The following is a 13,978-nucleotide window of genomic DNA, read 5'->3' on the forward strand; positions in this document are numbered from 1 at the left end:
GATGAACACGATCAAACGAATCGATCCGCGCCGGCCGTTCATCATCACGGCCGCGGGCCTGAAGCGCATCACGCTCGGCGAGGAAGGCAGCGCCGACGCGAGCGCCGCGCAGTGGTCCGCGCACGGCCACGGCGCCGCGGCCGCGAAGCCGCGCCGCGCGGTGCAGGACCCGAAGCACGTGATGCTGGTGGTGGCGCACGCCGAGCGCGGCGCGCTCGACGACCATGCGCGGCAGGCGATCGCCGCTGCCGCGGTGCTCGCCGACGCGCAGACGGAAGTCGCGCTGCTGGCATTCGGCGAACTGAAGGATGACGCCGCCGAACTCGGCGTCGACAAGCTGATCGAGCTGGCCGACTTCGACCGTCGTGCCTTCGCGCCCGAAAGCGAATTGCAAGCCTTGCAGGCATGCGCCGCGGCGCTCGCGCCGAAGCACGTGTTCGTGCCCGACAACGCGACCGGCGACGGCGATCTCGGCCGGCGGTACGCGGCGGCCGCCGGCGCGAGCGTCGCGACCCACGTGGTCGAGATCGACGCGAAGCATGTCGGCGCGTATGCGCAGGCCGGCCGCGCGTTCGCGACGCGCGGGCTGCCCGACGTGATCCTGCTCGCGCAGAACGCGGTCGAGGCGAAACTGCCGTTCGTCGGCGCCGGCGAGCGCCTGGCCGCCGACTTCATCCGCCCGGCCGGAGACGCGGCGCAGCCATACCGCGATCTCGGCCTCGAGGAAATCGACGCGGCGCAGGTCGCGCTGGAGGAAGCCGACTTCATCGTGTCGGCCGGCAACGGCGTGTCCGACATCGGCGCGTTCGAGCAACTGGCCGGCGCGTTCGGCGCGGCGATCGGCGCGAGCCGCGTCGCGGTCGACAACGGTCACTTCACGCGCGACAAGCAGGTGGGCGCGACCGGCAAGACGGTCGAGGCGAGCGTGTACATCGCGTTCGGCATCTCGGGCGCGGTGCAGCACTTGCAGGGGATCAAGGACTGCCGTCACGTGATCGCGGTGAACCTCGACGGCAGCGCGCCGATCGCGAAGCGCGCGAACCTGACGGTGGTGGGCGACGCGCAGGCGACGATCGCCGCGCTGATCGAACAGGTGCAGGCCGCGCGCGCGTCGCGCGGACAATCGCCGGCCGCGGTCGGCTCGCGTGAAACCGAAGGAGTCGCAGCATGAACGCCCCCCGCCAGTTGCAACGCATCGCGGTGCTCGTGTCCGTCGGCCGGCACCCCGTCAGCGGCACCGCGCGCTACAGCCGCAACGACGCGGCCGCGCTCGAGGTCGGCCGCCAGCTCGCGGAGCGGCATCGCGCGCAGCTCGACGTGATCCATGCGGGCGATCCCGCGAATGAAGCGCTTGCTGAATATCTAGCGCTCGGCGCGCGGCAGGTCGAGGTGCTGGCCTGCCACGACGGCGACGACGCCGCGCATGCGCTCGCCGCGCGCGTCGAAGGCTACGACCTCGTGCTGACCGGCACGCGCGCCGAGGGCGCGTACGACACCGGGATGCTGCCGTATCGCGTCGCCGCGGCGCTCGGCTATCCGCTCGTCGGCTCGGCCGTCGACGTGACGGTCGACGGCGGCCGCGCGGCGGTCCGGCAATTCTTGCCGAAAGGGCTGCGGCGGCGCGTCGACGCGGCGCTGCCGGCCGTCGTCGCGGTCCATCCGCTCGCCAACGTGGCGCCGCGCTACGCGTATGCGCGGCTGCGCGCCGGCGCGATCCGCCCGGCCCTCACGTCGACCGGCGCGGACGCCGATGCGGCGGCCTGGAAGGTCGGCCCGATCGAGCGTAAACCCGTAAAGCTGGTCGCCGCCGAGAAGCGCTCGGGGCATGCCCGGATGCTGTCCGCGACCACGACCGAAAGCCGCGGCGGCAACGTCGTAAATGAAGGGAGTTCAGTCGAAAAAGCACAAGTGATCCTCGCGTATTTGCGCGAGCATCAGCTCATCGACTACTGATTTTGATGCCTGTCGGCAACCACACTGGGACGCAAGGAATCCGGAGCAAACGATGAAAGTATCGGCAGACATTCGTGCACTGATCGAGCGACGCAAGGAAGGTTACAGCCTCGAGGCGCCGTTCTACACGAGCGAGGACATCTTCGCACTCGACATGGAGGCGATTTTCCGCCAGCACTGGATCCAGGTCGCGGTCGAACCGGACATTCCCGAGCCGGGCGACTACGTGACCGTGGAACTGGGCAGCGACTCGATCCTGATCGTGCGCGACGACGACATGGAAATCCGCGCGTTCCACAACGTGTGCCGCCACCGCGGCGCGCGCCTGTGCAACGAGGATAAGGGCTCGGTCGGCAACATCGTGTGCCCGTACCACAGCTGGACCTACAACCTGACCGGCCAGCTGATGTTCGCCGAGCACATGGGCGAGAAGTTCGACCGCTGCAAGCACAGCCTGAAGTCGGTGCACGTGCAGAACCTCGCGGGCCTGATCTTCATCTGCCTCGCCGAGGAGCCGCCGGTCGATTTCGCGCAGCTGCGCGCCCAGATGGAGCCGTATCTGCTGCCGCACGATCTGCCGAACACGAAGATCGCCGCGCAGATCGACATCATCGAGGAAGGCAACTGGAAGCTCACGATGGAGAACAACCGCGAGTGCTATCACTGCGTCGCGAACCATCCCGAGCTGACGATCTCGCTGTACGAATACGGCTTCGGCTACCAGCGCTCCGACGCGAACGCCGAAGGCATGGACGCGTTCGCTGAAACCTGCGTGCGCCGCGGCAAGGAGTGGGCCGAGATGGGCCTGCCGTCCGCCGAAATCGAAAAGCTGCTCGACGTGACGGGCTTCCGCACGCAGCGCTTGCCGCTCGACCGCCACGGCGAATCGCAGACGCTCGACGCGAAGGTCGCATCGAAGAAGCTGCTTGGCCAGTTCGACCAGGCCGACCTCGGCGGCCTGTCGTTCTGGACGCAGCCGAACTCGTGGCATCACTTCATGAGCGATCACATCGTGACGTTCTCGGTGATTCCGCTGTCGGCCGGCAAGACGCTCGTGCGCACCAAGTGGCTCGTCCACAAGGATGCGAAGGAAGGCATCGACTACGACGTGAAGAACCTGACGGCCGTGTGGAACGCGACCAACGACCAGGATCGCGCGCTCGTCGAATTCTCGCAGCGCGGCGCGACCAGCAGCGCATACGAGCCGGGCCCGTATTCGCCGTACACGGAAGGTCTCGTCGAAAAATTCTCGGCCTGGTACATCGGCCGGCTCGCCGAAAAAATCGGCGCGTAGTACAGCAGACAGCAAGTGGAGCTACACATGATGCGAGATTCGGCCAATTTCGAGCCGGTGGACAGCCGGGTGACGCACCCGGCGTTCTGGAGCGCGCTGCCCGAGCGCTGGACGAGCGACGTCGAGGAAACGCTGGTGTGCTGCCACGTGCGTCAGGAAACCCACGACGTGAAGAGTTTCTTCTTCCGTTCGCCGCAAGGCCGTGCGTTTTCCTTCGAGCCGGGGCAGTTCATCACGCTCGAACTCGACATCGACGGCGAGACGATCAACCGGTGCTACACGATCTCGTCGTCGCCCGCGCGGCCGCACACGATCTCGATCACGGTGAAGCGCGTGCCGGGCGGCAAGGTGTCGAACTGGCTGCACGACAACCTGCAGCCGGGCGCGTCGGTTCGCGTGCTCGGCCCGGCCGGCGAATTCACGTGCGCGCGGCATCCGGCGCGCAAGTACCTGTTCCTGTCGGCCGGTTCGGGCGTCACGCCGCTGATGTCGATGAGCCGCGCGCACCATGATCTCGCCGAGGATCGCGACATCCTGTTCGTGCACAGCGCACGTACGCCGGACGACATCATCTTCGCGCGCGAGCTCGACCTGATCGCGTCGAACCATACGAATTTCCGCACGTCGTTCGTCGTCGAGCGCGTCGGTGCACGCACCAACTGGCCGGGCGTCACGGGCTTCCTGACGCTGCCGCTGCTGAAGCTGATCGTACCGGACTTCATGGAGCGCGAGATCTTCACGTGCGGCCCCGCGCCGTACATGAAGGCCGTGCGCGACCTGCTCGACGAAGCCGGCTTCGACCGCAAGCAGTATCACGAGGAAAGCTTCTCGTTCGAGACGCTCGCGCAGACCGCGAGCGACGAGGTGATCGCCGAACTCGCGCCGGCGGCCAACGACGGCGACGTCGCGACGAAGCAGTACACGGTCAGCTTCGCGAAGAGCAATCGCGAGATTTCGTGCGGCTCCGAGCAGCACGTGCTCGACGCGGCGCGCCAGTCCGGCGTGCGGCTGCCGGCGTCGTGCACGCAGGGCATGTGCGGCACCTGCAAGGTGAAGCTCGTGTCGGGGCAGGTCGAGATGAAGCACAACGGCGGCATCCGCCAGCGCGAGATCGATCAGGGGATGGTGCTGCTGTGCTGCAGCAAGCCGCTGTCGGACCTCGTGATCGACAAGTAGTCGTATCGAGCCATCGCCGGTCCGGGCGCGTCGCGTCGCGTTGCGTCGCCTCCGGACAAGCATCCGTCGGAAAACAACGATACCGCGGATTTGTGGTTGAAGAACCTAGAGAGACAACGCGCACGGTGCGCATTTCAAGGAGATCGACCATGAAGTTGTTCGGAAAACTGCTGTGGACCGGCGCACTGTCGGCGATGGTTGCATTGAGCGCGTCGGCGCTCGCGGATACGAAGCCTACGCTGAAGATCGGTTACGTCGAAGGCTGGGACGACAGTGTGGCGACGTCGAACGTCGCGGCACGCGTGATCGAGAAGAAGCTCGGTTACCAGGTCCAGCTCGTGCCGGTGGCTGCCGGGATCATGTGGCAGGGCGTGGCGCGCGGCGACCTCGATGCGACGCTGTCCGCATGGCTGCCCGTCACGCACGGCTCCTACTGGGGCGAATACAAGTCGAAGGTCGTCGATCTCGGTGCGAACTTCCCTGACGCGAAGATCGGCCTGATCGTCCCCGACTACGTGAAGGCGAAGAGCATCGAAGATCTGAATGCCGAGAAAAGCAGCTTCGGCGGCCGGATCGTCGGCATCGATGCGGGTGCGGGCGTGATGCGCAAGACCGACGAAGCGATCAAGAGCTACGGCCTCAGCTACACGCTGATGCCGAGTTCGGGCAGCGCGATGACGGCCGAGCTGTCGCGCTCCGTCGGCGCGAACAAGCCGGTGATCGTGACCGGCTGGGCGCCGCACTGGATGTTCGCGAAGTGGAAGCTGCGCTTCCTCGAGGATCCGAAGAAGGTGTTCGGCGGCGCGGAGCACGTCGACAGCGTCGCGAACCCGCAGCTCGAAACGAAGGCCAAGCCGGTCGTTGCGTTCCTGAAGAAGTTCCAGTGGAAGCCGGGCGAGATCGACAGCGTGATGCTCGCGATCCAGAACGGTTCGAAGCCGGAAGCGGCCGCCGATGCATGGATTGCCGCGCATGCTGACCGCGTGAATTCGTGGACTGAAGGCGCGCAGTAAAACCGCGGCGATTCGTCGCGCGAATCATCATAAATAAATACGCCGGGAATGGCATGCAGGAATCCGAAACAATCGTGAATTCATGCGGCCATATCCCGGCTTTCTTTTACTGATTCTGCAAAAAAGCGCGTAAGTTGTTACACTAGCGCCCTTGTGCGGAGTCATCACAGGAGGAATTGGATGAGTCAAGCAGGACTGCGTGCTAATCGCACCAGTGACGTTGAGGCAACCATCTCACATGATTCGACGGGCCACACGCTGCATCGTGGCCTGACTTGGAAAGACGCATTCTGGGTGACGAGCGGCGTGCCGGCAGGCGTGCTGTTCACGATCGGCGGCGTATGCGCGACGATCGGCCAGCCCGCGTGGGCGATCTGGATCGCCGCGATCACGATGGGGCTGATTCAAAGCGCGACTTATGCGGAAATATCGGGACTATTTCCCCATAAATCGGGCGGCGCGTCGGTATACGGCGCGATCGGCTGGGTCCGTTACAGCAAGCTGATTGCCCCGGTTTCCGTGTGGTGCAACTGGCTCGCGTGGTCGCCGATGCTCGCGCTCGGCTGCGGCCTCGCGGCGAGCTATGCGCTCACGAGTCTCTTTCCCGCCGACGCGGCGGTGCTGCACTGGCAGTTCAAGGTTGCGGATCTCGGGTTCATCAAGCCGGGTCTTTCCCTGCGAATCAACGCGACGTTCATCATCGCGACGATTCTGCTTCTCATCACGTTCAAGCTTCAGCACAGCGGCGCATCGAAAGCTGCGCGCACGCAGCGCATTCTCGGCATCGCGTCGCTCACGCCGCTGCTGATCGTCGGCATCGTTCCGTTCGTCACCGGCGACGTGCCGATGTCGAACCTGCTTCCGCTGCTGCCGCTCGGTCATGACGCTCAAGGCAACCTCACGACCGCGACCTTCGGTTCGTGGAACGGGCAGGGCGTGACGATGGCGCTCGGCGCGATGTTCATGGCCGGCTGGGCGTCGTACGGCTTCGAAACGGCGGTCTGCTACACGCGCGAATTCCGCGATCCGCGTCGCGACACCGCGAAGGCGATCTTCTGGTCGGGCGCGCTGTGCCTCGTCGTGATGACGCTCGTGCCGATGGCGTTCCAGGGCGCGCTCGGCACGCAGGCGATGCTCGACCCGGCGATCGGCGACGGCACCGGCGTCGCGGCCGCGATGGCGAAGATCGTCGGTGGCGGCGCGTGGGTCGCGAACGCGGTCGTCGTGATGCTGATGCTGTCGATCCTGCTGATCGTGATGACGTCGATGATGGGCTCGTCGCGCACGCTGTACCAGGCATCGGTCGACGGCTGGCTGCCGAAGTACCTGTCGCACGTGAACGAGCACGGCTCGCCCACGCGCGCGATGTGGACCGACCTCGGCTTCAACCTCGTGTTGCTGATGATGTCGGACTACATGACGGTGCTGGCGATCTCGAACGTCTGCTACATGCTGTTCGTATTCCTGAATCTTCAGTCGGGCTGGATCCACCGAATGGACCGCGGCAACTGGGATCGGCCGTTCCGCTGCCCGACCTGGCTGCTCGTCGCCGGCTCGGTCTGCGGCTACGCGAACCTCGTCTATGTCGGCGCGGGCGCGAACCTGCAGGGCGAAGGCACGCTGCGCAACGGGCTGATCGCGATGCTGCTGATCGTGCCGGTGTTTCTCTATCGTCACTACTGGCAGGATCGCGGCCGTTTCCCCGCGCAGATGCAGCGCGACATGGAACTCGAAGTGCCGAAGCGCGCGATGTGGCTGAATCTGATGCCGTACGCGGCGCTGGTCGGTGCTGCGCTGACGATCTGGCTGTCGTACTACTTCGCGTGGGTCAAGTAAGCATCTGAACGCGGCACGCGCGTCGCGCGACGAACCCGGACACCGCACCCGGGGCCGTCGCGCGACGCGTCGAACGCAACGCGATAAAAAACCCGACCGGCAGATGCTGCCGGTCGGGTTTTTTATTGGCTGCGCGCCGAACGGATGCGCTTACGGAAACACCACCGTCCGGTCGCCGTTCAGGAACACGCGCCGCTCGATGAACGCCTTCACCGCGCGCGCGAGCGTGATGCACTCGACGTCGCGGCCCACCGCGAGCAATTGCTCGGGACGCAGCGCGTGATCGACGCGTTCGACCACCTGCTCGATGATCGGACCTTCGTCGAGATCGTCGGTCACGAAATGCGCGGTCGCGCCGATCAGCTTCACGCCGCGCGCGTGCGCCTGGTGATACGGCTTCGCGCCCTTGAAGCCGGGCAGGAACGAGTGATGGATGTTGATCGCGCGGTTCGCGAGCTTCGCGCTGGTTTCCTGCGACAGCACCTGCATGTAGCGCGCGAGGATCACGAGTTCGGCGCCGCTCGACTCGAAGAAGTCGAGCCACTGCGCTTCCTGCTGCGCCTTGGTGTCGGCCGTGATCGGGAAGTGGCGGAACGGCAGCCCGTGCTGCGTGGCGAGCGGTTCGAAGTCCGGATGGTTCGACACGATGCCGACGATGTCCATCTTCAGTTCGCCCATCCGCCAGCGGAACAACAGGTCCGCGAGGCAGTGCTCGAGTTTCGACACCATGATCAGCACCTTCGGGCGCGCGTTCACGTCGTGGATCGCCCATTGCGTGTCGCCGTCACCGCCGCCGCCGAGCGCGGTCGCGATCGGACCGAACTCCTGGCGCAGCGCGTCGATCTGCAGTGTCTCATCCGTCGGATGAAACACGCAGCGTACGAAGAAGTGGTTGCTGAGATCGTCGTCGAACACGTTCAGCGCATCGACGTAGCAGCGATGGCGCTCGAGAAAGCCGACGACGGCGGCGACCTGGCCGGCCGCGCTCGGGCACGACAGCGTCAGGACGAATTGATCGGGGCGTGAGTCGGCGGTCATGAGATTCCTCGGATGTCAGGGAACGCAACGCGCGCGCGGCGGCGCGACGGGGCGCCACGCTACGCGGGTAGCGGGAGGCTCAAGTAAATCAGGACGATTCGGGCGCGGATAGAACCAACCCGCCGTGTGGCTGGTATCGGCGCGCCAGCGCCGCGGGGCGGTGGCGAGGCTTGAGGCGGGGGTTTGGGGGACGCTGGGCGGGGCGGGCGCGGCTGGTCCAGCGAGCGTCAGGCGGTGCAGCCGTAGCCGGTCCAGCGAGCGTCAGGCGGTGCAGCCGCAGCCGGTCCAGCGAGCGTCAGGCGGCGCAGTCGTAGCGGCTCCAGCGGGCGTCAGGCGGTGCAGGCACAGCCGCTCCATCGGGCGTCAGGTGGGGCAGGCGCAGCCAGTCCAGCGCGCGTCGGATGGGACAGCCGCAGCCGCTCCAGCAAGCGTCAGGCAGCGCTCCGCCGGCCAGCCGCCCGCTCAAGCCGGCGCGCACGCGTCCAGCAGCCAGCGCCGGAACACATGTGTCGCGTCCGGCTCGGGCCGCTGCGGCGGCCGCACGAGGAAGTAGCCGCGCGACGTGACGACGGGCGCGTCGACGAGCTTCACGAGCTGCCCGGATGCGACGAGCTCGTCGACGAGCGGCGACCAGCCGAGCGCGACGCCGTCGCCGAGCAGCGCCGCGTGGATCACCAGCGCATAGCTGTTGAAGGTCACGCCGCGCGCGGCGGCCGGCGCGTCGAGGCCGTGCGCGTCGAACCAGCCGGCCCACGACAGCCAGCGTTCGGGGCGCGTCGCCTGCACGTGCAGCAGCGGCAGCGCCTGCAGGTGCTCGGGCCGCGCGACGTGCGCGTGCGCGGCGCGGAACGCCGGCGAGCAGACGGGCGTGACCGATTCGGGAAAGAGCCGCGCGGCCGTGCACGACGGCCAGTGGCCGTCGCCGAACAGAACCGCGATGTCGGCGTGGTCGCGCTGCGCGTCGTAATCCTGCGAGGTGACGACCCGCACGTCGACGTCCGGCATCACGCGCTTCAGGCCGGAGAGGCGCGGCATCAGCCAGTAGGTCGCGAAACCGAAATCCGTGACGATCGTGAGCGCGCCGTGCTCGCGGCGCGCGCGCAGCGTCGCGGTGGCGCCGCGCAGCGTGTCGAGGCTCAGCCGCACGGCTTCGTACAGGCACTGGCCGTCGCTCGTCAGCGTGACGCCGCGCGGGCTGCGCTCGAACAGCGGCACGCCGAGTTCCGCTTCGAGCTGGAACACCTGCTGGCTCACGGCCGGTTGCGTCGAGCCGAGCTCGCGCGCGGCGGCCGTGAAGCTCTGGAGACGGGCGGCCGATTCGAACGCGCGCAGCGCCTGCATCGACGGTAACGGTTCGGATTTCGACATAAGTCTCTCTAATGGCCTCATAAGGGCCGGACGCCTTCCCGCGCGAATTCGGGCGGGGGATAGTGCTTCGGACGGCACGGCGCCGCGCCAGGCCTTCCGCGATTCTAGCCAGTCGCGGCCGGTGCGCGCGGCACTTTCTTCAGGCTGCGTCCGTCATGCCGGCCGTGTCGCCGCCCGAGCGTCGCGCCGCTCCATTCGAACACCGATTTCCTCAAGACCGCCGATGACGAACCCGACTCCCAACATCCTGATCCTGATGGCCGACCAGCTGACGCCGTTCGCGTTGCCGGCCTACGGCAACCGCGTCGCGCGCACGCCGACGCTCGACCGGCTCGCGGCGCAAGGCGTGGTGTTCGACGCCGCGTATTGCGCGAGCCCGCTGTGCGCGCCGTCGCGCTTCTCGCTGCTGACCGGCAAGCTGCCGTCGGGTATCGGCGCCTACGATAACGCCGCCGAATTGCCGGCGCAAACGCTGACTTTCGCGCACTACCTGCGCGCGGGCGGCTACCGGACGATGCTGTCCGGCAAGATGCATTTCTGCGGACCCGACCAGCTGCACGGCTTCGAGGAACGGCTCACGACCGACATCTATCCGGCCGACTTCGGCTGGGTGCCCGACTGGGACCGCCCGACCGAGCGGCCGAGCTGGTATCACAACATGAGTTCGGTGCTCGAGGCCGGCCCGTGCGTGCGCACGAACCAGCTCGATTTCGACGACGAAGTCACGTTCGCGGCGAAGCAGAAGCTGTACGACGTCGCGCGCGAGCGCGCGGCCGGTCATGACGCACGGCCGTTCTGCATGGTCGTGTCGCTCACGCATCCGCACGATCCGTACGCGATCACGCGCGAATACTGGGACCTGTACCGCGACGACGAGATCGACATGCCGGCCGTGCGGCTCGATGCGCAGCAGAGCGATCCGCATTCGCAGCGGCTGCGCTTCGTCTGCGAAAACGACCGCACGCCGCCGACCGACGCGCAGATCCGCGCCGCGCGCCGCGCGTACTACGGCGCGACGTCCTATGTCGACGCGCAGTTCGGCAGCGTGCTGGCCGCGCTCGAGCAATGCGGCTTCGCCGACGACACGATCGTGATCGTCACGTCCGACCATGGCGACATGCTCGGCGAGCGCGGACTCTGGTACAAGATGACGTTCTTCGAAGGCGGCTGCCGCGTGCCGCTGATCGTCCACGCGCCGGGCCGCTTCGGTGCCGCGCGCGTGCGCGGGCCCGTGTCGCACGTCGATTTGCTGCCGACGCTCGTCGACCTCGCCGGCGCGGCGCCGGCCGGCGGCTGGCCGGACCCGGTCGACGGCGCGAGCCTCATGCCGCATCTGCAAGGCGCGCCCGCGCACGACGTCGCGCTGGGCGAATACCTTGCGGAAGGGGCGGTTGCGCCGGTCGTGATGATCCGCCGCGGCGACTGGAAATACGTACATTGCCCGGCCGATCCCGACCAGCTCTACAACCTCGCCGACGATCCGCGCGAGCGCACGAACCTGGCCGGCCTGCCGGAAGCCGCCGGCGTGCTCGCCGCATTCCGCGAGGAGGCCGCGCGCCGCTGGAACCTGCCGGAACTCGACGCGCAGGTGCGCGCGAGCCAGCGGCGGCGCCGCTTCCATTACGCGGCGACGACGCAGGGCCGCATCCAGGCGTGGGACTGGCAGCCGTTCACCGACGCGAGCCAGCGCTACATGCGCAATCACATCGAACTCGACACGCTCGAAGCGATGGCGCGCTTTCCGCGCGTCGGGCGCTGAACGGGCCGCAGCGGACATTGACGAACGACGGAGGAAGCGAATCATGAAACGGCAATGCAATGCAGCAATCCGGAGTATGGGCACCGCGCTCGCCGCGGCTGCGTGCGTGGTGGCGATGCAGCAGCCCGCGCGCGCCGCCGACCCGCAGACGTGCCGCGACGTGAAGATGGCGGCGCCCGGCTGGACCGACATCGACGCGACGAACGCGATGGCCGGTGTCGTGCTGAAGGCGCTCGGCTATCGACAGGACGTCGCGAACCTGTCGGTGCCGATCACGTACCAGGGCTTGAAGAAAGGGCAGGTCGACGTGTTCCTCGGCAACTGGATGCCCGCGCAGGCGCCGCTCGTGAAGCCGTTCGTCGACGAGAAGTCGATCGACGTGCTGCACGCGAACCTGAGCGGTGCGAAGTTCACGCTGGCCGTGCCCGACTACGTCGCGGCGGCCGGCGTGCACACGTTCGCCGATCTCGCGCGCTACGCGGACCGCTTCGGCGACAAGATCTACGGGATCGAGCCCGGCGCGCCCGCGAACCAGAACATCAAGCGGATGCTGTCCGACCATGTGCTCGGCGCGGCGAACTGGTCGCTCGTCGAATCGAGCGAGACGGGGATGCTCACGCAGGTCGAGCGCGCGGTGCGCGACAAGCGCTGGATCGTCTTTCTCGCGTGGGAGCCGCACCTGATGAACACGAAGTTCAAGCTGACCTACCTGTCGGGCGGCGACGCGTATTTCGGTCCGAACTACGGCGGCGCGACGGTCAACACGGTCACGCGCGCGGGCTTTGCCGGCCAGTGCGCGAACCTCGCGCGGCTGTTCAGGCAGATGACGTTCTCCGTCGACGTCGAGAACCGGATGATCGCCGACATGCTCGACCACAAGACGTCGCCCGCGCTCGCGGCCCAGCATGCGCTGAAGGCCGATCCAGCGCTCGTCGAAGCGTGGCTCGACGGCGTTACCACGGCGGCCGGCGCCCCCGCGTTGCCGGCCGTGCGCGCGGCCTTCGACGCCCGCTGACAGCCTCCGCGCGGCCGGTTTCTCGCCGCGCCGCCCGCCTCCGTGTTTTCCCGAACGGTCGCATCGAGACCATTTGGTGTCGCCTTCAGACGGGTGACCTGAAATATGGGTTTGTATTTTTCGCCAATGGCTGCGTTATTGCGGAAAACGAAATGCCGAAGCCAGCGGACGTACCGAATTCGAATCAGCCGGCGTATTGCTGTGCGCGCCAGGCCACGGTTCTTTCCATCGAAGGGTTCAGGGAGGGTGGTCGACAATGAAGCAAAAGAAAGTTGCCGTAGCCGCCGCGCTGGCATGCGCGGCCTGTATTCCCGCCATCGGCCACGCGCAGAGCAGCGTGACGCTGTACGGGATTCTCGACGCGGGCATCACATACGTGAACAACACGGGCGGTTCGCACGTGGTCAAGTTCGATGACGGCGTCTCGTACGGGAACCGCTTCGGCCTGAAAGGCACGGAAGATCTCGGCGGCGGCCTGAAGGCCGTGTTTGCGCTCGAGAGCGGTTTCCACCTCGGCAACGGCCAGCTCGGCTTCGGCGGGGCGGAGTTCGGGCGGCAGGCTTATGTCGGTCTCCAGAACGATTGGGGCACGCTGTCGTTCGGCAACCAGCTCGACATCACCAACGAGCTCGTGTCGATCTACAACATCTCGGCATGGGGCAGCGGCTACGCGATCCACCAGGGCGACTTCGACCGCTTCAACGGCGACCGCCTGCCGAACTCGGTGAAGTTCCTGTCGAACGATCTCAGCGGCTTCAAGTTCGGCGCGATGTACTCGTTCGGCAACGTCGCGGGCAACTTCCACCGCGACAGCGCATGGAGCGCGGGCGCGAGCTTCACGAAGGGCGACTTCTCGATCGGCGCCGCGTACACGCGCCTGAACAATCCGCACGGCATCTACGCGTTCGACCCGTACGCGATGATCGGCACGCACACGTTCCTCGGCCAGCAGACCGTCACCGTCGATCCGGCGACCGGCGCGCGCACCGACCTGTTCGCGGACACGCCGATGAACGTCGACAGCCAGGGCACATTCGGCGTCGGCACGAGCTACACGATCGGCAAGCTGACGCTCGATGCGAACTACTCGTACACGACGATCAAGGGCTTCGGCCAGTCGTCGCACATGCAGTCGTATGAAGGCGGCGGCCTGTACCAGTTCACGCCGGCGCTCAGCCTGATCGCGGGCTACCAGCACACGCGCTTCGAAGGCCATCACTGGAACATGGGCACGGCGGGGCTCCATTACCTGCTGTCGAAGCGCACCGACGTGTATATCTCCGGCGATTACCTGCGCGCGTCGAACGGCGTCGATGCGGTGATCGGCTACAGCTTCACGCCGTCGACGACGCAGACGCAGGCCGACGTGCGAATCGGGATGCGGCATTCGTTCTGAGCGGGGTGAGGTAGTTTTTTCGACGTCTTCAGCGAGGTCTCTCTTTGGCGCGAACCGTGGTTCGCGCTTTTTTTTTGCGGCGCGATGCAACGTCGTGCGGTGTGCGCCGTCCTTGCCCGCGTCCGGCGAG

General features: G+C 66.8%; 11 protein-coding genes. 9 read left to right on the top strand and 2 right to left on the bottom strand.

From position 1 onward, the window contains the following. Position 1: 1 nt before the first annotated feature. The 6 genes from DIE17_RS23445 (at position 2) to DIE17_RS23470 (ending at position 7,272) form a co-directional block, all read left to right on the top strand. Entirely contained in the window at positions 2-1,171 is a 1,170-nt protein-coding gene (locus tag DIE17_RS23445; protein WP_124521487.1) for an electron transfer flavoprotein subunit alpha/FixB family protein, read from the top strand. Beyond that, positions 1,168-1,953: an electron transfer flavoprotein subunit beta/FixA family protein gene (locus DIE17_RS23450; RefSeq protein ID WP_044844358.1), complete on the top strand. Its 786-nt coding sequence runs from the start codon at positions 1,168-1,170 to the stop codon at positions 1,951-1,953. Before DIE17_RS23445 ends, DIE17_RS23450 begins: the two co-directional genes overlap by 4 nt. A 52-nt stretch (positions 1,954-2,005) precedes the next feature. Further along, on the top strand, positions 2,006-3,247 hold the full coding sequence (locus tag DIE17_RS23455) for an aromatic ring-hydroxylating dioxygenase subunit alpha (RefSeq protein ID WP_044844357.1): 1,242 nt from the start codon (positions 2,006-2,008) through the stop codon (positions 3,245-3,247). Between the two features lie 27 nt (positions 3,248-3,274). Beyond that, the gene (locus DIE17_RS23460) at positions 3,275-4,423 is read left to right on the top strand and encodes a hybrid-cluster NAD(P)-dependent oxidoreductase (protein WP_124921342.1); all 1,149 of its coding nucleotides are present in this window, start codon (positions 3,275-3,277) and stop codon (positions 4,421-4,423) included. Between the two features lie 149 nt (positions 4,424-4,572). Then, entirely contained in the window at positions 4,573-5,436 is an 864-nt protein-coding gene (locus DIE17_RS23465; protein WP_044844355.1) for a glycine betaine ABC transporter substrate-binding protein, read from the top strand. 180 nt (positions 5,437-5,616) lie between these two features. Continuing rightward, positions 5,617-7,272, top strand: a complete 1,656-nt coding sequence (locus DIE17_RS23470; RefSeq protein ID WP_124521492.1) for an APC family permease — start codon at positions 5,617-5,619, stop codon at positions 7,270-7,272. Between the two features lie 150 nt (positions 7,273-7,422). Here DIE17_RS23470 and purU read toward each other — a convergent pair whose 3' ends face one another. Then, positions 7,423-8,310, bottom strand: a complete 888-nt coding sequence (purU, locus tag DIE17_RS23475) for a formyltetrahydrofolate deformylase (protein WP_124485154.1) — start codon at positions 8,308-8,310, stop codon at positions 7,423-7,425. A gap of 462 nt (positions 8,311-8,772) precedes the next feature. Beyond that, positions 8,773-9,699 carry a choline sulfate utilization transcriptional regulator gene (locus tag DIE17_RS23480; protein ID WP_082088476.1) on the bottom strand — a complete coding sequence of 309 codons (927 nt, stop codon included), beginning with the start codon at positions 9,697-9,699 and terminating at the stop codon, positions 8,773-8,775. Between the two features lie 202 nt (positions 9,700-9,901). On the opposite strand from DIE17_RS23480, the gene betC reads away from it, so the two are divergent. The 3 genes from betC (at position 9,902) to DIE17_RS23500 (ending at position 13,848) form a co-directional block, all read left to right on the top strand. Continuing rightward, the gene (gene betC, locus DIE17_RS23490; RefSeq protein ID WP_124921343.1) at positions 9,902-11,437 is read left to right on the top strand and encodes a choline-sulfatase; all 1,536 of its coding nucleotides are present in this window, start codon (positions 9,902-9,904) and stop codon (positions 11,435-11,437) included. Positions 11,438-11,480: 43 nt separating this feature from the next. Further along, complete coding sequence (gene choX, locus DIE17_RS23495; protein WP_124921344.1) at positions 11,481-12,452, top strand: choline ABC transporter substrate-binding protein; 972 nt, start codon at positions 11,481-11,483, stop codon at positions 12,450-12,452. Positions 12,453-12,708: 256 nt separating this feature from the next. Beyond that, the gene (locus DIE17_RS23500; protein WP_124666898.1) at positions 12,709-13,848 is read left to right on the top strand and encodes a porin; all 1,140 of its coding nucleotides are present in this window, start codon (positions 12,709-12,711) and stop codon (positions 13,846-13,848) included. Positions 13,849-13,978: the final 130 nt, after the last annotated feature.

Origin of the sequence: Burkholderia sp. Bp9099 (assembly GCF_003857805.1) — a bacterium.
Taxonomy (GTDB): Bacteria; Pseudomonadota; Gammaproteobacteria; order Burkholderiales; family Burkholderiaceae; genus Burkholderia.